Origin of the sequence: Pontibacter rufus, assembly GCF_015694705.1 — a bacterium.
GTDB classification, from domain to species: Bacteria; Bacteroidota; Bacteroidia; order Cytophagales; family Hymenobacteraceae; genus Pontibacter; species Pontibacter rufus.
This window is the reverse complement of sequence record NZ_JADQDR010000006.1, coordinates 214884-238691: the sequence shown is the minus strand read 5'-3', so window position 1 is coordinate 238691 and position 23808 is coordinate 214884. Positions and strand designations below refer to the sequence as shown.

Sequence of the window (23808 nt, the reverse complement as noted above, 5' to 3'; positions counted from 1 at the left end):
GATGAAAATGAAATGGCTTTTCTATGAAAAGAGGGCTTGCACAGCGGTTTTACTGAATATTTTATACCTTTAGCAATAACTGTACACCAATCTTATAAATCAGAACAGCTTCTTAAGCAAAGCAGCAGTTTTTAACACATGTGAGTATATGAACACAGCCAAGCTAAAAAGTCTTTTGTTGTTATCCACAGCCCTGCTTGTTTTTTCCTGTGCTAAAACGATCCAGCACACAGGCAGCGATGCTGCCGTAAGTACTGAAAGCCTGGGCAGCCACACGCAGTATGTAAACACGCTCATTGGCACAGCGCCGCTCCTCGATCCCAAAATAATCGGCTACACGCCTCCTGAAAACTGGCGGGTATGGGCGGGGCTGGTATACCCGGGCAGCTCGCTTCCGAATGCCATGGTGCAGCTTAGCCCCATAACGGAGTTTGGTTCAGGGGCAGGCTACGAGTATGAAGATACCGTGATTCACGCCTTTACGCATACCAACAAGGGACACTGGAACCTGTGCAACATACCCGTGCTTCCGGTATCTGGTAATACGGCGGGGCAGCAGGATTTCAGTTCCCGTTTCTCGCACGATAAAGAAAGCGTTGCACCCGGATTTTACGGGGTGATGTTACAGGACTATCAGATACAGGCAAATCTCACCTCAACGCTCAGGTGCGGTTTCCACCAGTACAACTATGCCGGCAACGCAGAACGCAGCATCGTATTCGACCTTGCCAAAGCAAACAACAGGGTACGCGGCTGGCAGATAGAGCAGGTGGGCAACGCAGCCGTGCAGGGTTACCAGGATATGGGCGGCGATAAAATCTACTTCTATGCCACGCTAAACAAAGACATCAGCAACCTGGAAAAAAGGGCAGAAAACACCAAAGACGGCTTGGCTATTGTCCATATCAAAGATGGCGGCAGCAGCCCAGTGGAGATGAAGATAGGGCTTTCTTTTGTGAGCGCAGCAAATGCCAAACAGAACCTGGAGCGCGAGATTGGAGATAAGTCCTTCAGTACCGTACGGCATGAGGCCGACCAGATCTGGGAGAATCTGCTATCGAAGATAGACGTGAAGGGCGGCACCGAGAAGCAGAAGGAGCTGTTTTATACTTCGCTGTACAGGGCCTTTCTGTGGCCTGCGCTACGCAGCGATGTGAACGGGGAATATACAGACGTGGACGGGAAAACAGTGCAGGCAGACTTTAATTACTACACTGTGCCTTCGCTCTGGGATACTTACCGCAACAAACTTGTGCTGCTGGGCATTATTTCTCCGCAGGTAACTACAGACGTCATCAAATCGCTGAAGGACATGGGCGACAAAAGCGGCTTTATACCTACTTTTTTCCATGGCGATCATGCCGCCTCTTTTATAGCCGGTTCCTATCTGCGGGGCATCGATGGCTTCGATGTGGAGGGCACGTATAAGCTGCTGCTCAAAAATGCCAACGTGGAAGGCGGCACACGTCCTTTTATCAGGGAGTATATCGAGAAAGGCTACATTTCAGACCCTGATGTTGCGCATCCGCATGTGGAGACAAAAGCAAAGGCAGGCGTTTCAAAAACGCTCGAATATGCATACGACGACTATTCGGTGGCGCAGCTGGCCAAGGCGCTGGGCGACACAGCCAACTACAGGGTGCTGATGCAGCGGTCGCAGAACTACAAAAATATGTTCGACCCCAAAACAAGATTTATGCGGGGCCGGCTGGCAAATGGCGAATGGATAAAGGACTTCAACCCGCAGTACCCTTACTACGAGTACATGTACCGTGAGGCCAACGCCTGGCAGCTATCCTTCTTTGCTCCGCATGACATGCAGGGCCTGGTAGCCCTTTACGGCGGCGATAAGGGCTTTGAGTCGAAGCTCGATTCGTTGTTTACGCTGCCCTGGAATCCCAATTACATTGCCCGTAATGTGTCGAGCTTTATCGGTCAGTATTGCCACGGCAACCAGCCGGATCATGAGGCGCCCTTCGCCTACCACTTCATCGGCAAGCCTGAAAAATCTCAGAAAATAATAGACAGGATACTCAACGACCTCTACGGCATCGGAGAGGATGGCCTGGCCCTGTGCGGTATGGACGATGCGGGGGAGATGTCGTCCTGGTACGTGTTCAGCGCTCTTGGTCTGTACCCGTATTCGCCGGCTGATGCGAACTACATCGTAACGGTGCCGCTCTTCGACGAGGTGCGCTGGAAAGTGGATGATGGACGGGAACTGGTGATCCGTAAACCTGAGCAGGGCAGGGCGATGCGCGCCATACTTGTAGACGGCAAGGAACTCGAAGGCTACTTTGTATCCCATGACCTGTTCCGTAATGGCGGAGAAGTAAAAATTATGACGAAGGAGTAAAGTTGTAGCACTATACCGCTTTATTCTGAAAACTTTGCTTTTAATATCCCGCAGGTTGTATCGTTCACCTTTATCTGTCGTTCTTATAGCAAAAGGTGCCAGCCATAGCATCAGCTGAATATTATCTTCTCTGATTACCCTTTATACTTAAAGTTTATGCTTCAACGCGGCTATACATACTTCCTGTTTCTTCTGCTTATACTTGCCGGTTGCCAGAATGCGCAGGTTGCAAAGCAGCAGGCACTTTACCAGGGAAATGAACACCTGCTGCTGGGCAACCCCAGCGGAGCCACCACCAGCGAAAGCAATGCCGGCAATTACCTGATGCTCAAGCCCCAGTATGCGCTCTCCTACAGCCGCGACAGGGGCACCCCCAACTGGGTGAGCTGGCATGTGAGCCCGGACTGGCTTGGCACAGCCGACAGGCAGGACAACTTCCGCCCTGATCCGGCGCTGCCCGAAAGCTGGTACCATGTAACAGGCTCCAGCTACAAAGGCAGTGGCTTCGACCGCGGCCACAACACGCCATCTGCCGACAGGACCAGTTCAGAAGAGGACAATGCGGCTACCTTCCTGATGACGAACATGATTCCGCAGGCGCCTGAAAACAACCAGCAGACCTGGGCCAACCTGGAAGAGTATACGCGTGAGCTGGTAGAGCAGGGAATGGAAGTATACGTGGTGATGGGCAGTTATGGCGAAGGCGGCACGGGCAGCAACGGCCGCGCTACCAGCATCGACAACGGCAACGTAACAGTGCCCGCCCGTATCTGGAAAGTGCTGGTGGTGCTGCCACAGGGAGACAACGACCTGCAGCGCATCAACACCAGCACCCGCGTGATAGCAGTTGATACACCAAACAACAACACGGTTAACGCCAACTGGAGCAACTACCGCACCACCGTAGATGCCATAGAAAGTGCCACCGGTTACGATTTGCTGTCGGCCGTGCCAAAACAGGTACAGCAGGTAATCGAGAGCCGTACGGATCCGGGGCCTGTACAATAAATAGTAATGCATTTACATCTATGAGTAACAACAACGCTTCTGCTGCTACGGCAGCACTGCTGGAAGGGCTCCGGCAGCATGCACAGGGATTGCTGTACCAGAGCGAAACAGATGCCCCTTTTGAAGTCGTGCATTTTCCTGCTGTTTCGGAAAGCGGTGCGCCCGCAGCCACTGAACTGGCTGCCTGGGCAGGAAAGCCGGCGCAGGAGAAAGTGGAAACCGATACGCTGCCGCACTTTTTCCGGAATATGACCAGAGAAATCCTGGGTGAAGAAGAGGGCGTAATGCAGAATGCCCCGCGCTTTAAACAGCTGCAGGAGTTTCTGGAACTGCACCTGCACGATGTGAAAGTATACAGAGTGGGACATCGCAATATTACAGCCTTTATTCTGGGCAGGACGCAGGCAGGCGACATGGCAGGGCTGAAAACAACGCTTGTAGAAACGTAACAGCCCACTTGTGAGCGGTACTGCCCGGCTGGTCTGAAGCACGGAAGCCTACATAGCTACCTGCCGTCAGGTATAGCATCAAACTCCTTTAAGTATTATGGTAATTAGAGATACTGTAAGCAGTAGTAAGCAACACAACACCCTTGTACTTTCAACTGAAATTTCCATCTTATCTCATACGGAACTATGCTGCTGCAGAAAGTTATTTTGTAGGATGAAGTGGCTTATAGTTTATGTGAAAAGGAACTGAGGCGGGCGGCTGCGTTATACAACCTAAACTGTTCTGCCAATGAGTTCTGTAATGTGGCATTTATAGTATAACATCAGCGCTGCTTACTGCCTGTTTCGTTTCTGAGCGACTTTTACAGTTTCCTGTGCAACTAAAGTGCCTTGTGGCGTGTAAACTTATGCGTGCCCGGAAGTGGCTGAAGTGTCGTAGTACCAGCCCGTTACCTTTTTATGTACAACACATCGGGATATCTGATGTTTGTGCTGCGGCGGAAATCATTATGTTGTTAAGCAGGGGGGAAGCAAATTGATAAAGATTATTATTACAGAAGATCATATTGTTCTGCGGCAGGGGCTCAGGCTTTTGCTCGAACAGAGCGAAAATTTTATAGTACTGGGCGAGGCAGGCAATGGGCGGGAACTGCTGCATATGCTGGCTAGTGCTCCGGCCGATGTGGTGCTGATGGATATCAACATGCCCGAAATGGATGGTTATGAGGCAACAGAGCAGATCCGCATCAATTACCCTGAAACCAAAGTAATCGCCCTGTCGATGCTCAACAGCGTGGTGTATGTGCAGAAAATGATTTCGTGTGGTGCAGCCGGATTTCTACTGAAAACCACCGGAAGAGAGGAACTATTTGCCGCTATTAAACTGGTGGCTGGCGGCAACAGCTATATCAGCAGCGAGCTTTCTATAAAGATGCTGAACAAGGCAGCCAACCCGGAGGCGCAACACGGGTCGGGGCTTGTGGAACAGATTGGATTATCGAAGCGGGAACTGGAGGTGCTGTTGCTGATAGCTGAAGGTTTTACAAATGCAGAAATTGCGGATAAACTCTTTACCAGCAAGCGGACCGTAGAAACCCACCGCCAAAATATATTGGAGAAAACACAGGCAAAAAATACAGCCAACCTGATAAAGTATGCCTTTGAGCACAAGATCATCAATATAAACCAGCCTGAATAAGTGTAGCGGCAACTGTCGTGTTATAGTATATGAATTATACTTACCAAAGCGGCCGGAAGCTCGCGTTATAGGCTGGAAAGTTTATACTTATACTTTGCACGTAATTTCAAACACGCACCCCTTACCTCCGCCGGGGCAGCCTATTTCCATTTTCCCCTCCAGCAGTTCTACCCTGTTTTGTATGCTGCTCAGGCCAATGCCTTTCTTGGCATTAAACTCTTCCTTTGTTATACCGATGCCGTTGTCCTGCACGCGGAGCAAAATGGTATCTTTTTTACGCACAAGTGTTACAGAGGCCTCTGTTGCCCCCGAATGTTTTACAATATTATTCAGCAGCTCCTGAATAATTCTGTACAAGGATAAGGCTGTCGTATAATCTACCGGTTTTGTGAAACCGCTGATGTTTGAAGATATCGACAGCTCAGGGCTGCTAAACATAGAAATAATTTCTTCTACCGCTGTTTTAAGGCCAAATTCTTTTAAAACCGAAGGCGTCAGCTCATAAGAAATATTACGCGTTATCTTAATTCCCTGAGCCAGCAACTGTTCTATGTGCTCTTTCATATGCTTTTGACCGGACTTGTCGAGCGGCAGGTTGTCGAGGTTCAGTTTGGCTGCGTACAAAATCTGTCCCAGGCCATTATGCAGCGCCTCCGAAATACGGCTGCGCTCTTCTTCCTGCGCCTGCAGTATGGCCTTCATGATTTCGCGCTGCTGCGACAGCCCCAGCTTTATATTGGCTTTTTCGGAGTCTTTCTGATCCTGTATATCTGTAGCAGTGCCAACCCAGAGCACTATTTCGCCGGTCTCGTCGCGGAGGGGTACATTTTTTATCAGGTGCCAGCGGTACTGGTTATCCGCTTTGCGCAGGATGCGGGCCTCTGCGCTATAAACCTCTCCTGATTGCAGTGACGCCAGGTAACCAGGCTTCAGTTTTTTGAAATCTGCCGGGTGAAATGCTTTCTCCCAGCCCCAGCCTGCTGATTCTTCCGGGCTTAAACCTGTATATTTGAACCAGAATTCATTGAAAGAATTATTTTCTCCGTTCTGTTTGTTGGTCCAGGTAATATGTGGCACGGCTTCGAGCATGGTCCGGAAACGTGCCGCACTGGCCGTAATTTCTTCCTGTTGCAACAGCAGTTGCTGCTCATTTTGTTTGCGTTCCGTGATGTTCTGCATGGTTAATACCAGGCCATCATCAAATTTAGAAGCTACTACATGCAGCCAGATCGGATCTTTGCCATACTTTATTTCTTGCTTCACGTTCAGCATCACGCCTGTTTCCACCACCTGTACCAATTGCTCAAACAGCCCCTCGCGCAGCAAACTTGGGTATTCTTTCCAAAGCGAGTTTCCGTATAAACTGGTTTCCGTGCTGCCAAGCAGTTCCATCCCGCTCCGGTTAACCATACTTATCGTAAAATCCGTAATGGCTTCCTGTTGGTCCCGGATGGCCTTCAGCGCCATAATGGCGTTGGGTGAACTGTCCAGTATGCCGGCATGCAGCAGGTGCAGGCTTTTAAGCTCGTTTATCTGGATGAAGATAATGGTAGCCCCGTCAATTTGCCGCTCCTGCGTAATATAAGGCAGGATGCGCATCTGGTACCATATGCCGTTCTTGTCCTGCACCTCTTCCTCAACCGTCTGGTTGCTGGAAATAACGTATTGTACATCTTCTATCAGCGAATCGTAGCGCAGGTTGTTGGATATGTGGTAAATCGAACGGCCGATGTCGCTCTCAGTCAGGTTTATCAGGCCACCATGCTGAACAGCGCCTCCAGGGCATACAAACCACCGGCAGATGCGCCAATCCCTATCACATACATCTCCTGTTCTGCCTTTGCCGGGCTTTTGGTATCCTCGCTTTGGTCCTCCTTGTGCTTCGCTGATTTTGCCATACTTGTTCCTCTTACGAAAGGATCTGCCGTTCTCTTCTTTATCTTATTAATTTACAAGATAATAACTTGAAATATTGTTTGTGCAGCCATGGCAGATAAACTAAAAATACAGGGAATAGGAGCGCATGTATTTTTGCATATTTTTCAACACTTCATGTCGAGCTGATAAATAAGGATTCACGTTTTATAATATAATTTACTATACCCGCATGTTCCGGGCTTAGTTTAATAACATTTTATGACAGCAAGCAGCCCTAAAGTTATCGTTATCAGCACCTCCGCCGGGGCATGCAGGCTTTAACAAAGCTGCTGTCTAAACTTCCGGCTAACCTGCCGGCCGCTATCTTTATTGTACAGCATTTAAGCAGCGACTCGTCTACACCCTTTCTGGTAAACCGCCTGAACCAGTATACCGGACTTACCTGCCACGTAGCTGGGCACCAGATGGTATTTGAAGCCGGAAACGTGTATATGGCTCCCGCCGACAGGCATCTAATCTTAAAAGGAAAAGAAATGCTGGTACTTCGGGGCGCCCGCGAAAACCAGTTCCGTCCGGCCATTGATCCCCTGTTCCGGTCGGCAGCGGCTTATTACGGGGCAGACGTCATCGGCGTGATTTTAACCGGCTTTATGACCGACGACGTTATTGGCATGGAGGCTATAAAACGCAGTGGCGGCATTACGGTGGTGCAGGACCCGGCAGATGCTGAGTTTCCTCCTTTGCCGCAAAACGTTATCCGGCGCGTTGCCACAGATTATGTGGTATCTTTAGATGAAATGGCGGATTTACTCGTGGAACTGGCGCATCAGCCGCCACAGGATTCTGTGGCTGTGCCAACCGACATCTGGCTGGAGGCGCAAATAGCAGAACGAATCATGATAAGCAGCGTTATGACAAGCATAGAAGATTTAGACAAGGCAGGAAAAAAATCGCCTTACAGCTGCCCTGATTGCGGCGGCGGCTTGTGGGAGCTTTCCCCGGAAGGTACTAACAAGCGCTTCAGGTGCCATACCGGCCATGCCTTTACAGAGGATTCGCTGCTGTTCAGCAAGTCGAGTGCGCTGGAAGAAACCCTTTGGGTAGCATTGCGTACCCTGGAGGAACGACGAAACATTCTGATACACATGGCGCAGGGTGGTACCGAGAAAGGAAACCAGCGCTGGGCCAGCGTGCAGGAAGATCGGGCCGAAGAGATGAAAGTGCATATCGAGCGCCTCCGGGAGATACTCGCAAAGTCTGCTCTTTCAGATGAGGAACACCTGGGAGAAGTGGGCTGATTCAACAGCGCAGGCATGCTCACCGTTCGCCAGTTTATACTTTAGAAACTCTTGAAGATTTAGGTGAAATGCGGCAAACCGGCCTTGTTCGGCTAAGCGCTTAACGATATATTTGGATAATTCATCTGCGCATTTCTATTTGTCAGCTAACTCTTTGCGGATGCGGCTCAGTGATTCGGGAGCCATCCCGAGGTAAGAAGCAATCATCCACAGCGGAAAACGCAGGGAAAGAGACGGATACGTCCTGATGAAGGCCAGATAACGCTGTTCCCCCGTCTCACTCAGGTGGCTGATCAGTCGTTTCTGAAAGGAGCGGAGGCTGTTCAATTGTAAACTGCTCAACATTTGTGGCATATTAGGAACCACCCGGTTCAACTCCTCAAAAAAAGCTAAGTCTAAAGCCACCAGGTCTGTCGCCTCAATGGCATCAATATAATAGATGGCGGGCTCTTTATTAAAAAAGCTGATCTGTTCGGCTATCCACCAGTTTTCGGGCGCAAACTGTATAATATGTTCTTTGCCCTTCTCGTCAATGACATAGCTTCGCAAGCATCCCTTAAGCACAAAACTACCATACAAACAAACTTCTCCGACCCGCAATAATAGCTGCCCCTTCTCCACGTGCCGTAATTTCAAATTAGGCTTAAGCTGGGAAATCTGCAGGTCATTAATAGATAATTTAGTACGCAAGTAATCAAAAAAGGCCTCTACCATTTTTTAAGTATGATTATTAAAGTGTACTGCTGCCAAAGCTTTCAGGAGGTAATTATGATAAGCAATAGATATCAAAGCAGGTTTGAGCTGCTAGGGAAAGGCAATAGTCGCTATATTACCAATTCCTTCTTTCCAGCCTGGCTGCTTTTTTCTTAACATACATCAAGGCGAAGGCCCCAGAATCTCACCACCTTTGTATCGCAAGTTAGGAAAAAACTAAAACTCAAAACTAAAACAGTATGACAACGCATAGTGTAACAAATCAGAAAAGCAATAAAGCCCTGAACATCACGCTTTGGATTGCCCAGGTGCTTTTAGCCGGCATGTTTCTCATGTCAGGCTTTATGAAAGTGGCTCAGCCGATAGACCAACTCTCGCTAATGCTGCCCTGGGCCAGTCAGGTGCCTGCAGCACTGGTACGCTTTATTGGGATAAGTGAAGTGTTAGGTGGATTAGGTCTGATCCTTCCTGCCCTGCTTCGCATCAAACCCCAACTTACCGTCTGGGCAGCCTTGGGTCTTGTAGCCGTAATGATTTTTGCATCAATTTTTCACCTTTCCAGAGGCGAAGGTGCTATGATAGGTACGAACATTGTGCTGGCTCTGGTAGCTGTTTTTATTGCTTGGGGAAGATCTAAGAAAGCACCTATTCAGCCAAGATCCTGATTAATATGGATCGTAAGCAGTTTCTGCAAACGCTATTAACTTTTTCCGTTATGAGCTCATTAAGTAGTTTTAAAAGTTTCACCGATACGCTTCCAACACAAAGTAAGAAGATGCCGGTGCTGTTTACTTCGCATGGAAGTCCTTTTGATATTCCGCTTACGAAAGAGGAGCGGCCCTTCTGGAATACCTTGTATGAATTAGGCGGGCAGCTGCAAAACAAGTATGAAGTAAAGGCAGCCTTAATTGTTTCTGCCCATTGGTGTACCCAGGGTACACATGTAAACATCTCGCCGGAGCAAACACAGATTTACGATTACTACGGCTTTCCGAAGGAATACTACGAGGTGAAGTATCAGGCCAAAGGGGCACCAGCCATTGCCCAGATGGTAAAGAATATAATTCCTTCCGTGCAGGAAACGCCCGAGTGGGGCTTGGATCATGGCGCCTGGCCGATGCTCATGCATTTATTCCCGGAGGCCAACATTCCGGTGTTTCAGATGAGCATTGATTATCATGCGAAACCTGAGTATCACTACGAGTTGGGAAAGCAACTGAAGGCTTTGCGGGGAAAAGGCGTGCTCATTATCGGCAGCGGTTCGCTTATTCATAACCTGCAACTGGCCGGACAGAAAATGCGAAGTGGAGATATGACCGTCTTTGGCTGGGAGGCAGAATACGATTATTGGCTTAAAAAGCAGTTGGACGAACGAAACTTCAACAACCTTATTCAGTATGAAACCAGCCATAAGCTCGGCAAAACAGCCTCTCCAACCCCTGACCATTATGTGCCGGTATTGTACAGCTTAGGCCTGATGGACAGCAAAGATGAGCTGAAGCATTTTTATGAGGGGGCAGTCACCATACCGGCCTTTAGTGAACGCAGCTTTATACTTGAAAATAATGCTTAGAGAACAAATCTGGCGTATATCAAAAATAGACTAAAAGGAAACATAATGAAAATAGGAATCACAGGAGCGACCGGGCAGTTGGGTCGCATTGTAGTAAACAAGCTGAAAGAAAAGGTGTCTGCTGATACCATTGTTGCATTAGTTCGCACGCCGGAGAAAGCTGCTGACCTGGGGGTAGAAGCCCGCGAGGCAGACTATGACAAGCCTGAAACACTCACTAAAGCTTTACAGGGCATAGACACCCTGCTACTTATATCCAGCAGTGAAGTGGGCAAGCGTGCTACCCAGCACAAAAACATAATTAAGGCCGCGAAGCAGGCAGGCGTAAAGCGGATTGTGTATACCAGTCTGCTGCATGCCGACACCTCATCGCTTAGCCTTGCCGGAGAACACTTAGCGACCGAAGCTGCGTTGCGTGATGCGGGAATTCCGTACACTATACTTCGCAACGGGTGGTACCACGAAAATTATACAGGCTCCATTCCGGGAGCTTTAGCTGGTGGTGCATTTATCGGAAGCGCCGGAGAAGGTAAAATAGCCTCTGCCGCCCGCGCCGACTATGCGGAGGCAGCCGTGGCTGTTTTGACCAGCGAAGGACACCAGGGAAAGATATATGAGCTAGCCGGTGATGAAGCATATACCTTGAGCGACCTTGCTGCAGAGATTTCAAAACAGACCGGGAAAGACATCCCTTACACCAATCTACCTGAAGCGGAGTACGCAGGTGCACTGACTAGTTTCGGCTTACCGGAAGGGCTGGCACAAGCGATTGCCGGATGGGACGTGTCTGCCTCGAGAGGAGATTTGTTTGATGATAGCCGCGAGCTTTCCAAAATGATCGGGCGGCCAACCACACCAATGTCTGCCACCGTAGCCGATACCTTAAAGAAGTAGTTTAAGCAGCGCCTGCCCTGATCATGATAGAAATTGCATTGAACTGGCAGGGACAGAGGCCCGCCTTATTGGACCATCAATGCGGATGGACTGCTGAACATGGCTGCACTGCCAGAGGAAACCGGGTAAAACTGTGCTACAAACAAAGAGTTGATTTCATACCAAATAAAAAGCCGGCATTGTTGCTGGCTTTTTATTTGGCTTCTTTGTAAAATAGTGGCTTTATTGTGTTTAACATGACTGGCTTTTGCTCCTAAAAGTTAAATAGCTGCCGTTTGGAACCAATATCATGTAAATAACTTTTCTCAGGGCAGGAAACCAGTATAAACATGCTTTTTACGGCAGCTATGCGTAGTACCAAATGGATTTTGATAATGTTGTTCCTGCTGGGTACGCTGTCCCCGGTGCTTGCCGCCTTGCCGGAGCAGTACAGGTTTTCGCTCATCGACATCAACAACGGCCTGTCGAATAACCAGGTAAAATGTTTCCTGAAAGACAGCAACGGCTATTTATGGATCGGTACCTTCGACGGCCTCAACCGCTACGACGGCTATAAATTGAAGGTATTCAGGTACCAGTCCAACGACAGCTCTTCTATAGTAGGGAACGACGTGCTGGAATTGTTTGAAGGCCCCGGCGGTGAAATCTGGGTGAAGACGCCGCAGGGCACCTGTGTGTTTAACCCCGAAACAGAACACTTCGACCGCAATCCGGCCGGTTTTCTGAAGCAGTATGGACTGCCCGCAGGCGCCGGTATCGAAGATATTTTAAAAGACAAGGATGGTAATTACTGGTTTATCCTTACAGGCCAGGGCCTCACAAAGTATAATCCCCGTACCCATACTGCTGTTCACCTCAGGCATACTTTCTCCGATGGCAATAGCCTCAGCACCGATTATATTTCTGCAATAAGCCAGACTGCCCGGGGAGACCTGTGGGTGGTGCACCGGAACGGCATATTTGAGAAGCTGGACAGGAAAACGCTGAAAGTAATAGCGCGGAACGACGACATTTACCGGAAGTATACCCGCGAGATGCAGAATTATGCCCTCGTAGCAGACAGCGACAACGACCTCTGGCTGTATGTGAACGACAAGGAAAGCGGCGCGTATTTTTATGACCAGTCCGGTAAATCGCTTACGCACTTTCACAAGAACTCCAGGTCATTACAACTGAACAATAATGTGGTAAGGGGAATCGTAGAAGCTGCCAAAGGCAAAATCTGGATCGGGACAGACCATGGCGGCATCAACGTAATCGACAAAAAAAGCCTTACAGTACAGTATATCCGCCACAACGACGAATCTGACAAAAGCCTTGCCCACAACAGCATCAACACCTTGTACAAAGACGATGCGGGCATTATCTGGGTTGGCACGTTCAAGAAAGGCATCAATTACTACCACAAAAACATTGTCCGGTTTCCGCTGGTCAGGCACCAGGCTTCCGTGAGTGGCAGCCTGCCTTATGATGATGTAAACAGCTTCGTAGAAGATGACAAAGGCAACCTGTGGATAGGCACCAACGGCGGCGGCCTTTTTTACTTCGACCGGGCCACCGGCGTTTATACCAACTATACCCACAACCCCGCTGACCCCAACAGCATCACCGGCGACATTATTGTCAGTTTGCTGATAGACAAAGATAAGGCACTCTGGATTGGCACCTACCTGGGCGGCCTCGACAGGTACGATGGCAAAACGTTTACGCACTACCGGCACCAGCCCGAAAACCCGGAAAGCCTGTCTGATAACAGTGTATGGGAGTTGTATGAAGATACGAGGGGAAATATATGGGCAGGTACACTACGGGGCGGCCTGGAATTGTTTGACCCTCAGCGTAACGGCTTCCGCCACTCACGCCTCGGCTCCGGCGTGTATCCGGTACACTGCGATTATATTTCTTCCATTGCCGAAGACAGGCATGGCAATCTGTGGGTGGCCGGCGGCAACGGCGTAGATGTTTTCAACAAAGAGACAGGCAAAAGCACCTATTTCTCCCACGATCCCAAAAACCCGCACAGCCTGGTGAGCAACAACGTGATGTACATCCACCGCGACGGACAGCATAACATCTGGATAGGAACAACGGAGGGGCTGGAGCTTTATAATGAGAAGAAAGGCACATTTACGCATTTTACGATGGAGGATGGCCTGCCCAGCAACACTGTTGTTACCATTCTGGAAGGTGCGCATAACGATCTGTGGCTGAGCACGCCAAATGGCGTATCGAACCTGGTTATAAGCGGCAAAGCCGGCAGTTACAAGTATAGCTTCAGGAACTACGATGAGCGCGACGGCCTGCAGGGGAAAGCTTTCAATGAAAATGCGGCGCTGAAAACCAGCAAAGGCGAGATGATATTCGGCGGCCCAAACGGATACAATATTTTCTACCCAGGTAAAATAGAGAAAAACGAAACAGCTCCCCGGGTGGTGTTCACTGATTTCCAGCTTTTCAACAAGAGCCTGAAAGTAAACGAGGTAACGAATGGCCGGGTTATACTTCCCACGGCGATTTCAGGGCTGGACAACATTACGCTGGAGCACGACGAAAATGTGTTCTCCGTAGAGTTTGCGGCGCTCAACTTCTTTCATGCTGAGAAAAACAAGTATAAGTATAAGCTCGAAGGCTTTGACAAAGACTGGCACACCGTTGATAACTTGAACAGGAAAGCAACTTATACAAACCTCGATCCCGGTAAGTATAAATTCAGGGTAATGGCCTCGAACAATGACGGGGTTTGGAACAAAGCAGGAGCAAGTATGGGTATTAGGGTGCTGGCGCCGTTCTGGCAGACAAAGGAAGCGCTGGCGTTATACTTTATACTTGCTATTGTTGCACTGGTACTCATCCGGCGCATAGAACTGCACCGCGCCAGAGCCAGGTTTATGCTGGAGCAGGAAAGGAGGGAGGCCCGCCAGCGGCACGAACTCGACCTGATGAAGATCAACTTCTTTACCAACATCAGCCATGAGTTCCGGACGCCGCTGACGCTCATACTGGCGCCTATCGAAAAGCTGCTGAAAACCACCACAAACCCCGGTGAGCAGCAGCAGTACCAGATGATCAACAAAAACGCGAAACGGCTGCTGCACATGGTAAATCAGCTCCTGGATTTCAAGAAAATGGAAGGCAAGGTAGTTGGCTTTTCACCCTCGGAGGGCGACGTGGTGGCCTTTGTGCGGGAAACAGTTCATTCCTTTGCCGACCTTTCCGACAAAAAGAACATCCCGCTTGCGTTTAAATCCGGTGTGCAGGAATTGCAGGTTTCTTTCGACCGCGACAAGCTGGAGAAAATACTCTTTAACCTGCTCTCCAATGCTTTTAAATTTACGCCCGCGCATGGCCGCATTACAGTAGAGCTTAATAGCTTCGACAACGACTCTTCCTCTGCCGGCATCAAAATACTGGAACTGAAGGTGAAAGACACAGGCATCGGCATTGCAAAAGAAAACCATAAAAAAGTGTTTGAGAGGTTTTACCGCGATGCAGTGCCGGGCAACCTGATGAACCAGGGCAGTGGCATCGGCCTGGCCATAGTAAGCGAGTTTGTGAAAATTCATGGCGGCATGATTACAGTCGATAGTGCCCCCGGCGTCGGCAGCTGCTTTACGGTAACCATTCCGGTAAAGGAAATCAGCCCGGCCCCCGGGATGGCGGCTATGGAGAAGTATGCGGAAAGATCGGATGTAGAAGGAGCGGAAACGGCAGCAAGCAGGGCAGGTATAAAGCCTGAACAAACCGCTTCCGGCCCAAACCTGCCGGTGGTGCTGGTGGTAGAAGACAACGAGGATTTCAGGTTCTACCTCAGGGACAGCCTGAAGGCATACTTTACGATAATAGAAGCTGCTAATGGGCAGGAAGGATGGCAGAAGGCGCTGTCGTACCTGCCGGATTTGATTGTGAGTGATTTGATGATGCCGGAACTGGATGGGATAGACTTCTGCAAGAAAGTAAAGCAGGATTCGCGCACCTCGCATATTCCGTTTGTGCTGCTGACGGCTCATGCCTCCGAAGAAAAGAAACTAAAGGGTCTGGACATCGGGGCCAGCGATTACGTAACCAAACCTGTCAGCTTCGACCTGCTGCATTCCCGCATCAGAAACCTAATAACGCAGCGGGAGCTGCTGCAGAAAGTTTTTGAACGGAAGATCAGCGTGCAGACCTGCGAAAAGGATATTGTGTCGTTGGACGACAAACTGATTCAGAAAGCGATAAAGCATGTGGAAGAACACCTGTCGGATACAGCCCTGTCGGTGGAGGCGCTAAGCAGGGAACTGGGCGTAAGCAGGGTGCAACTGTATAAAAAGATGATGGCTATTACGGGGCAGTCGCCGGTGGAGTTTATCCGGAAAATCAGGCTCCGCCATGCGGCGCAGCTCCTGAAGAAAAGTCAGCTGACTGTGGCCGAAGTGGCCTACCAGGTGGGCTTTAACAATCCGAAGTATTTCGCAAAATATTTTAAAGAGGAGTATAAGATCCTGCCGTCGCAGTATGCCGGAAGCAAGCAGGAAGCAAAGCAAGTATAAAAGCATGTTGCCGCACAAAAAAGCCGGGCCATCCAACTGCCCGGCTTTTTTGTGGCTATACTCAATCTGATACGAACATACCACTCTCAACAGGGCTTAAAACCCGTATTTCGGGCGATATTAACCTTTTGTGCGCATATCAGAAACATTTGATACCCCTGCTCTCCCGTGCTTTCCGGTACCTTGCTAGGGTTAAAAACGCACCTGATGCGTGCCGTGAAAGACAAACTTTACCCTTTGAAAATGAGAGTTAGAAGTGCCCTTTACCTGTTGTTATTTGTTGCGCTGTCGTCCTTCACCGGACCCATTAAAAGCTTTAAGAAGTTAGACGACGGCGTGCTGGTGGAGCTGGAACAGACAAGTGCCGCAGACCCACAGTATGTAAAGCTCCAGGTAATAGCAGACAACATCATACATGTAGTGGCTGCGCCCACGCGGGAGTTTGGAAACGAGGAAAGCCTGATGGTGATTGACACCGGAAAAGCGCCCGCAGGCTGGACAATTAAGGAAAACAACGATGGCCTGGTACTCAGCACAAAATCGCTGCAGGTAAAAGTAGCCGCCAGCACCGGCGAGGTTACTTTTCAGGATAAGGCCGGAAATACAATATTGCAGGAAACCGGTGGAAGCGGCAATGCATTTACGCCGGTTAAGTTTGGTCAGGAAAAAAGCTATGCATTGCAGCAGGCTTTTAAGGCAGCTGATGGCGAAGCCTTTTATGGCCTGGGCCAGCACCAGACCGGCCTGATGAATTACAGGGGCTGGCAGGTAGACCTGACGCAGTATAACTCCGTGGCTGTTGTGCCCTTCATGGTTTCGAACAGGAACTACGGCATCCTCTGGGATAACAACTCCATTACCAAGTTTGGCGATGTACGGCCGTATCAGCCACTTTCCAGCCTGAAACTCTACACAAAAGACAACAAACCCGGCGGACTCACTGCTACTTACATATCGGCTCCCAAATCAGGCAAAGCGCCCATTGTGCGCCTGGAAAAGGATATTAACTATGAATTTCTGGAGCAGCTGAAGAATTTCCCGGAAGGGTATTCTCTGGAAGGCGGCACCGTGACCTGGGAGGGTTATATCGAGCCGGATGCAAGCGGCGAATTTCATTTTTCGATGCCGGCATCCGGCTATGTAAAAGTATGGATAGACAACGAGCTGCTGCTGGACAAATGGCGCGAAGCCTGGAATCCGGGACAATCGGTGTTTACGCAGAAGCTGGAAAAGGGCCGCAGGCATCCATTTAAAATTGAGTGGAACCCGGACGGCGGGCAGTCGTTTATTGCCCTACGCTACCTGACGCCGCAAACGCCGGCGGAGAAAAGCAGGATTGCCTTTGCCTCGGAGGCAGGCGATAAGATCAACTATTACTTTGTGAATGGCCGCAACATCGATGAAGTTATCAGTGGCTACAGAACTTTAACGGGCGCCGCGCAGGTAATGCCGAAGTGGGCGATGGGCTTCTGGCAAAGCCGCGAGCGCTACAAAACGCAGGAAGAGATCCTCAGCACAGCAAAGGAATTCCGGAAAAGGGAAATCCCCATCGATAACATTGTGCTGGACTGGTCTTACTGGAAGGAAGATCAGTGGGGCAGCCACGAATTTGACGAAACGCGCTTCCCGGATGCTGAAGGTATGATTGACGAGCTGCACGACAAGTATAACATGCACTTCATGATATCGGTGTGGCCTAAGTTTTATGAGGGAACGGCTAACTATAAGCTATTTGATGACAAAGGTCTGCTCTACAAAACAAGTATAAACGAAGGCATCCGCGACTGGATTGGCAAAGGCTATGTGTCCACTTTTTATGATGCTTTTAACCCCGAGGGCAGAAAGCTTTTCTGGAAACTCCTAAACGAAAAACTGTACAGCAAAGGCGTGGACGCCTGGTGGCTGGACGCCACCGAGCCCGATATCCTGTCGAATTCCTCTATCGAGCACCGCAAGGCCCTGATGAACCCAACTTACCTGGGTGCGGCCGACAAGGTTTTTAATGCCTACGTGCTGATGCAGAACAAAGCCATTTATGAGGGGCAGCGTAGTGTAGCGCCCAACAAGCGCGTATTTATACTTACCCGCTCGGCTTTTGGCGGTTTGCAGCGCTACGGAGCTGCCACCTGGAGCGGCGACATTGCCGCCACGTTCGACGAGATGGGCCGTCAGATCCCGGCTGGCCTCAACTTCTCGCTCTCCGGCCTCCCGTACTGGACAACCGATATCGGCGGTTTCTTTGTAGAAAACAAGTATGACCGGCCTGAGCCGAAAGGCGAAGCGCTGGAGCAGTGGCGGGAACTGGAAACCCGCTGGTACCAGTATGGCACGTTCACGCCCTTATTCCGATCGCATGGCCAGTTTCCTTATCGTGAAGTTTTTAACGTTGCCCCGGCAGATCACAAGGCTTACAAGTCTATCGTGTATTACAACAAGCTGCGCTACCGCCTGATGCCCTACATTTATTCGCTCACCGGCAAGGTATACCACGACGATTATACCATCATGCGTGCGCTGGTAATGGACTTCGGACAAGATAAGAAAGTGTTCAATATCGGCGACCAGTTTATGTTCGGGCCAGGCCTGCTGATAAATCCGGTGTATGAATACAAAGCCACTACCCGTAGTTTATACCTGCCAGCCGGCACCGGCTGGTACAACCTGTACGACGGCAAGTACGTGAAAGGCGGTCAGCAACTTACAGCAGATGCGCCTTACGAGCGTATGCCGATTTTTGTAAAAGAGGGCGCTATACTTCCGTTTGGCCCTGAAATAGAATACGCGGCCGAAAAGCCTGCAGAAACCATAACACTGTATGTATATGGTGGCAAAGATGGTAAATTCGAACTTTACGAAGACGAGAACACCAACTATAACTATGAGAAAGGAAAGTTTGCCATTATCCCCATCACCTACAACGAAGCCGCTAAAACACTCACGATAGGCAAGCGCGAAGGCAGTTTTGATGGTATGCTGAAAAACAGAACCTTCAACGTGGTATACATCAATCAAAACAGGCCCAAAGAACTGCAGTTTGACGCCACGCCTGATCAGGTAATTAAATATTCCGGAAAATCCAAATCAGTTAAGCTTAAATAGAGAAAGCGTTTCCAGCACCGGCTGGCGGGGCTTTCTCATAACCTAAATTTCAATTCACATGAGGAAATTTCTAATACTAATATTGTTGCTCTATACCTGTGGAGCCGCTTATGCGCAGCAGGTTGTAAAAGGGCGTGTTACATCAGAAGCTGATGGAACAGGGCTGCCCGGCGTAAGTATTGCCGTGAAAGGAACATCTACCGGAAGCATAACGGATATTGACGGAAATTTTGCGCTGCAGGCCGCTGATGATGCGGTGCTCGTGGTATCTTACATCGGTTTTAAAACACAGGAAGTGCCTGTTAACGGGCGTTCACAAATAAACATAGCCCTGGCCACCGATCAGGAATTGCTGGACGAGGTAGTGGTGGTAGGTTATGGCACGCAACAGAAGAAACTCGTAACCGGCGCCACAGCGCAGGTATCAGGGGAGGACATTCAGAAGCAAAGCACCACCAACGCACTGCAGGCTTTGCAGGGGCAGGCGCCGGGCGTGCAGATTTCTTCTACGTCGGGCCAGCCGGGCGAAGGGATGCGCGTGATTGTGCGGGGCCTGGGTACCATCGGCAATGCCGGCCCGCTTTACGTGGTAGACGGTGTGCTGACAGGCGATATTTCTTACCTGAACCCTGCGGATATTGCCTCCATTGATGTGCTGAAAGATGCCGCTTCTGCCGCTATTTATGGCTCGCAGGCTGCCAACGGCGTGGTGCTGATCACAACCCGCGGAGGCAAGACCGGTCAGCCGGCCAAAATTACGTTTGATGCCTACTATGGCCTGCAGAATGTTGCCAGAAAAGCTGACTTGCTGAACTCCAAAGAGTATGCTTCTATCATGAACGAGGCTGCCGTAAATGCAGGCAAAATGCCGTATTTCACCAACGATGAGATTGCGGCCATGGGCAGCGGCACCGATTGGCTGGATGAGATGTTTGTGAATGATGCCGTTACCCAAAATTATACTTTGGGGGCGAGCGGAGGCTCTGAAACTTCTACTTTCTCTACGTCTCTTTCTTATACTTCGCAGGAAGGCATTGTGGGCGGCAAAAGCCTGTCTAACTATGAGCGCTATAATTTCCTGATCAACTCTGAGCACAACCTGTATAAGGACGTTATCAAAATAGGCGAGCACCTGACCTATGCCTATATCAACAATAATGGTATCGGGGTAGGTAACCAGTACAATAACTCGTTACGAGGCGCCTTTAACACCAGCCCGTTTGTGCCGATGTATGACGAGGACGGTAACTTCTACGACAACAGCAATTCTACCTGGAATACTGGTGAGGCGAATCCTTATGCACAGATGGTTTATGGTAACCAGAACGAGCGCAACAACCAGCGCCTGTTAGGAGATATGTACCTGGTCGTGGAGCCTATCAAAAACCTGAGATTCAGAACAAGCCTGGGGCTGGATTATGCTGCGAGCGAAAGCCGTTCTTTCATGCCAGTTTATACTTTGTCTGCTTACGCCTTTAACAACATCACAAGGGTAGGACAGTCGATGGGCAAAGGCAGAACCTTGATCTGGGACAATTTGCTGACTTACAATTTCAACCTGAACGAAGACAATGCCTTTGAGGTGATGGTTGGTACTTCTGCCTACCAGAACGATGGCAGCAGCATCTATGGCAGCAACACGGATCTTATATTCAATGATCTGGAGCACGCCTGGCTGTCTAATGCCACCAACAGCCTTGGGGCCGGCATCAGCCTCACCGGCGCTCCTTACGACCAGGATAGAAGGATGTCGTATTTCGGCAGACTGAACTATAATTACAAGGAAACTTATCTGCTGAACACGACCTTCCGTGCCGATGGATCATCCAGGTTCGCACAAGGCCACCGCTGGGGCTACTTTCCCTCTGTTTCGGCTGGTTGGGTAGTAACCAACGAAGCATTTATGGGTGATACGCAGGACTGGCTGAGTTTTCTGAAACTGCGTGCCAGCTGGGGACAGGTCGGCAACCAGAACATCAGCTTCTTCCAGTACCTGGCGCCGGTTACTTTTGCCAACACCAACTATATTTTCGGATCTGAAGAAGGCACGCTTACCCCTGGCGCTTATCCCAGCAGGCTCGGTAATCCTGATCTGCAATGGGAAACATCGGAGCAGACCGACCTTGGTTTCGATGCCCGTTTCCTGAACGGCAAGTTGGATATGAGCTTCGACTGGTATGATAAAACGACCAAAGACTGGCTGATAGAGGCGCCCATCCTGGCTACGGCAGGCGCCGCACCGCCTTTTATCAACGGTGGAGACGTGAAGAATACAGGGGTGGAACTTGGTATTACGTATAACGACAACATTGGGGAGCTTAACTATTCAGTGGGCGTGAACGGCGCTTACAACAAAAATGAAGTAGGCAGCATCCCGACAGCTGATGGCGTTGTGCACGGACTGGCGAACCAGTTGTTCGACAACTCGCTGGAGTTCTACAGAGCGCAGAACGGTTTCCCTATCGGCTATTTCTGGGGCTTGCAAACCGCCGGTATTTTCCAGAGTGAGGAAGAAGTAGGTGCTTACAGATCGCCGGAAGGCGTCCTGATCCAGCCAAATGCCGCGCCGGGCGATGTGAGGTATGTGGACCAGAACGGCGATGGCGTGATCAATGAGCAGGACAGAACCATTATCGGTAATCCCAACCCCGATTATACTTTCGGCCTGACCCTCTCTGCCGATTACAGAGGGTTTGATTTTTCGCTGCTTGCTTCGGGCGTGGCCGGCAACCAACTCGTGCAGTCGTACCGCAACCAGGCAAACCAGTATGCCAACTATACCACCGCTATTCTGGATCGCTGGCACGGCCCAGGTTCTTCCAACACCATTCCGCGTGTAACAGAAGATGCCCGTAATTGGACCAACTTCTCTGACCTGTACATCCATGACGGCGATTTCCTGCGCATCAGCAATGTAACGGTTGGTTATGATTTCGGCCGCTTGATCAAGAAAGATTACCTCAGCCAGGTAAGAATTTATGCTTCGGTGCAGAACCTGTACACCTTCACCAAATACGAAGGTATGGACCCGGAAATAGGGTATAGCATTGACTTTGCGCAGGGTGTGGACCTGGGATATTATCCAAGGCCAAGAACAGTGTTGATTGGAGCGAACCTTAAGTTTTAAGAATTGAATTGTAAACGTATGAAAAGAGCAAAGATATTATTACTGGCATTGGGCGTTCTGTCATTGGGGGCCTGCGACGATAGCTTCCTGGATACAGAACCCCTGACATCGGTAACGGATGCCAACTTTTACCGGACTCCGGACGATGCTTACAAAGCCCTGGTAGGATGCTATGACGGACTGCAGTCGGTGTGGGCAGAAGGCATCAGTTTTCCGGTTGCTTCCATCGTGCTCTCCGACAATGCTTACGGCGGCACAGGCAACTCAGACGGTTTCGGCTACCAGATGCTCGATGAGTTTGATAAATCCCGTTCTCCTTCGGATCAGAATCTCTTTGGGGGTAATTGGTCTGCTTATTACAGGGCCATATACCGCTGCAATGTGCTGATCAGCAAAATGGATCAGATAGACTGGACCGGTAAAGAAGAACTCAGGAATACTTACGAGGCTGAAGCCAGGTACTTACGTGCTTATTTATACTTCGACATGGTGCGGCTCTGGGGCAATATTCCGCTGCTGACAGAACCCACCGCCGAAAACCTGCCGCAGGCAGCGCCGGAAGAGGTGTATAAAGTGATTGCGGAAGACCTGAAGTTTGCTACCGAGAACCTGGCGGCTACTCCCTATACGGCTCAAAATCCGGCAACTTACGGCCGCGCAACCAAATGGGCGGCAGAAGCGCTGCTAGGTCGCGCATACTTATACTATACCGGCTATTACGCAAAGCCCGATCTGGCAGGCGTGGTGGACAAAGCACAGGCCCTGGCCTACCTGGAAGACGTGATTGCCAATGGCGGCTTTGGTTTGGTAGAAGACTATGCTAATCTATGGCCGGCAGCCTCGCTCGGAGACTATGCGGGAGAGGATAACAAGGAAACCGTGTTTGCCGTCAAGTATACCTATACCAGCGACTACAACGGAAACACCGATGGTAACCACTGGATGGTGATGCTCGGGCTGCGTGAGCAGTTCAACTATCCTTACGGAAACGGGTGGGGAGGAGGTACCGTGAACCCGGAACTCTGGAATGCCTACAGCGACAACGACACGCGTAAAACAGCATCTATCATCGCTATTAAAGAAGAGGACATTCCTTTTGTCAATCAGGCCAAACAAAGAGAATACACCGGCTATTATATAAAGAAGTATACCCCGATGGTGGACGAGAACGGCAACAGCATACCCGTAAGCCTGGGCGCCACTAACTTTATGATTGGCCAGTTCCAGGATTTTGTTTCTATTCGCTATGCGGATGTGTTGCTGATGGCAGCCGAGCTGGGCAGCCCCAATGCCCAGGCTTATTTTGATACAGTACGGCGACGCGCTTACAAAGACAACTTCTCGGCATTGCCCGTAACCGGGGAAAACATGCTGGAAGAGCGCCGCCTGGAGTTTGCCTTTGAAGGGCTGCGCTACTGGGACCTGCTGCGCCAGGGTGTAGAAGTGGCTGCTGCTGAAATTGCCGAATCAACTACGGTGGAAAACGGCGGCACAACGGTACCTAAAACGATAGTAGCTAATAATATTATTCAAACCCGGGGCCTGCAGCAAATTCCCTATACACAAATCACGCTGTCAGATGGCGTGCTGCAGCAAAATCCTGGCTGGTAGGGTGCAGCTTATCAGGTAAAACAACATGAACCCGGCATGTGCCGGGGCAGGGGAGCACAGATCTTTGCGCAGCT

At 50.0% G+C, this 23808-nt stretch carries 15 protein-coding genes; 12 read left to right on the top strand and 3 right to left on the bottom strand.

The window, feature by feature from the left end:
* Positions 1-148: 148 nt before the first annotated feature.
* From I2I11_RS12095 to I2I11_RS12080, 4 genes are all read left to right on the top strand, one after another.
* Entirely contained in the window at positions 149-2356 is a 2208-nt protein-coding gene (locus I2I11_RS12095) for a GH92 family glycosyl hydrolase (protein WP_196267960.1), read from the top strand.
* Between the two features lie 156 nt (positions 2357-2512).
* Positions 2513-3364 (top strand): DNA/RNA non-specific endonuclease, encoded by an 852-nt coding sequence (locus I2I11_RS12090; protein WP_196267959.1) that lies wholly within the window; start codon positions 2513-2515, stop codon positions 3362-3364.
* Between the two features lie 20 nt (positions 3365-3384).
* On the top strand, positions 3385-3813 hold the full coding sequence (locus I2I11_RS12085; protein WP_196267958.1) for a nuclease A inhibitor family protein: 429 nt from the start codon (positions 3385-3387) through the stop codon (positions 3811-3813).
* Between the two features lie 535 nt (positions 3814-4348).
* The gene (locus I2I11_RS12080; protein ID WP_196267957.1) at positions 4349-5011 is read left to right on the top strand and encodes a response regulator transcription factor; all 663 of its coding nucleotides are present in this window, start codon (positions 4349-4351) and stop codon (positions 5009-5011) included.
* An 87-nt stretch (positions 5012-5098) separates the two neighbouring features.
* Here the strand turns inward: I2I11_RS12080 and I2I11_RS12075 are convergent, their stop codons facing one another.
* Complete coding sequence (locus I2I11_RS12075) at positions 5099-6709, bottom strand: PAS domain S-box protein (RefSeq protein WP_425474769.1); 1611 nt, start codon at positions 6707-6709, stop codon at positions 5099-5101.
* A 53-nt stretch (positions 6710-6762) separates the two neighbouring features.
* Positions 6763-6909: a hypothetical protein gene (locus I2I11_RS12070; RefSeq protein ID WP_196267955.1), complete on the bottom strand. Its 147-nt coding sequence runs from the start codon at positions 6907-6909 to the stop codon at positions 6763-6765.
* A 288-nt stretch (positions 6910-7197) separates the two neighbouring features.
* On the opposite strand from I2I11_RS12070, the gene I2I11_RS12065 reads away from it, so the two are divergent.
* Complete coding sequence (locus tag I2I11_RS12065; RefSeq protein ID WP_196267954.1) at positions 7198-8187, top strand: chemotaxis protein CheB; 990 nt, start codon at positions 7198-7200, stop codon at positions 8185-8187.
* 135 nt (positions 8188-8322) lie between these two features.
* Here the strand turns inward: I2I11_RS12065 and I2I11_RS12060 are convergent, their stop codons facing one another.
* Positions 8323-8823 carry a Crp/Fnr family transcriptional regulator gene (locus I2I11_RS12060; RefSeq protein ID WP_230680180.1) on the bottom strand — a complete coding sequence of 167 codons (501 nt, stop codon included), beginning with the start codon at positions 8821-8823 and terminating at the stop codon, positions 8323-8325.
* A gap of 317 nt (positions 8824-9140) precedes the next feature.
* On the opposite strand from I2I11_RS12060, the gene I2I11_RS12055 reads away from it, so the two are divergent.
* The 7 genes from I2I11_RS12055 (at position 9141) to I2I11_RS12025 (ending at position 23734) form a co-directional block, all read left to right on the top strand.
* Positions 9141-9566 carry a DoxX family protein gene (locus I2I11_RS12055; protein WP_196267952.1) on the top strand — a complete coding sequence of 142 codons (426 nt, stop codon included), beginning with the start codon at positions 9141-9143 and terminating at the stop codon, positions 9564-9566.
* A gap of 50 nt (positions 9567-9616) precedes the next feature.
* Positions 9617-10474, top strand: coding sequence for a dioxygenase family protein (locus I2I11_RS12050; protein ID WP_230680176.1), 858 nt, complete (start codon positions 9617-9619; stop codon positions 10472-10474).
* A gap of 45 nt (positions 10475-10519) precedes the next feature.
* Positions 10520-11368 (top strand): SDR family oxidoreductase, encoded by an 849-nt coding sequence (locus I2I11_RS12045; RefSeq protein ID WP_196267950.1) that lies wholly within the window; start codon positions 10520-10522, stop codon positions 11366-11368.
* A 347-nt stretch (positions 11369-11715) separates the two neighbouring features.
* A complete protein-coding gene (locus tag I2I11_RS12040) occupies positions 11716-15897 on the top strand; it encodes a hybrid sensor histidine kinase/response regulator transcription factor (protein ID WP_230680166.1) in 4182 nt (1393 codons plus the stop codon).
* Positions 15898-16140: 243 nt separating this feature from the next.
* Positions 16141-18996, top strand: coding sequence for a TIM-barrel domain-containing protein (locus tag I2I11_RS12035; RefSeq protein ID WP_196267949.1), 2856 nt, complete (start codon positions 16141-16143; stop codon positions 18994-18996).
* Positions 18997-19054: 58 nt separating this feature from the next.
* Entirely contained in the window at positions 19055-22123 is a 3069-nt protein-coding gene (locus I2I11_RS12030; RefSeq protein ID WP_196267948.1) for a SusC/RagA family TonB-linked outer membrane protein, read from the top strand.
* 18 nt (positions 22124-22141) lie between these two features.
* The gene (locus I2I11_RS12025; protein ID WP_196267947.1) at positions 22142-23734 is read left to right on the top strand and encodes a RagB/SusD family nutrient uptake outer membrane protein; all 1593 of its coding nucleotides are present in this window, start codon (positions 22142-22144) and stop codon (positions 23732-23734) included.
* Positions 23735-23808: the final 74 nt, after the last annotated feature.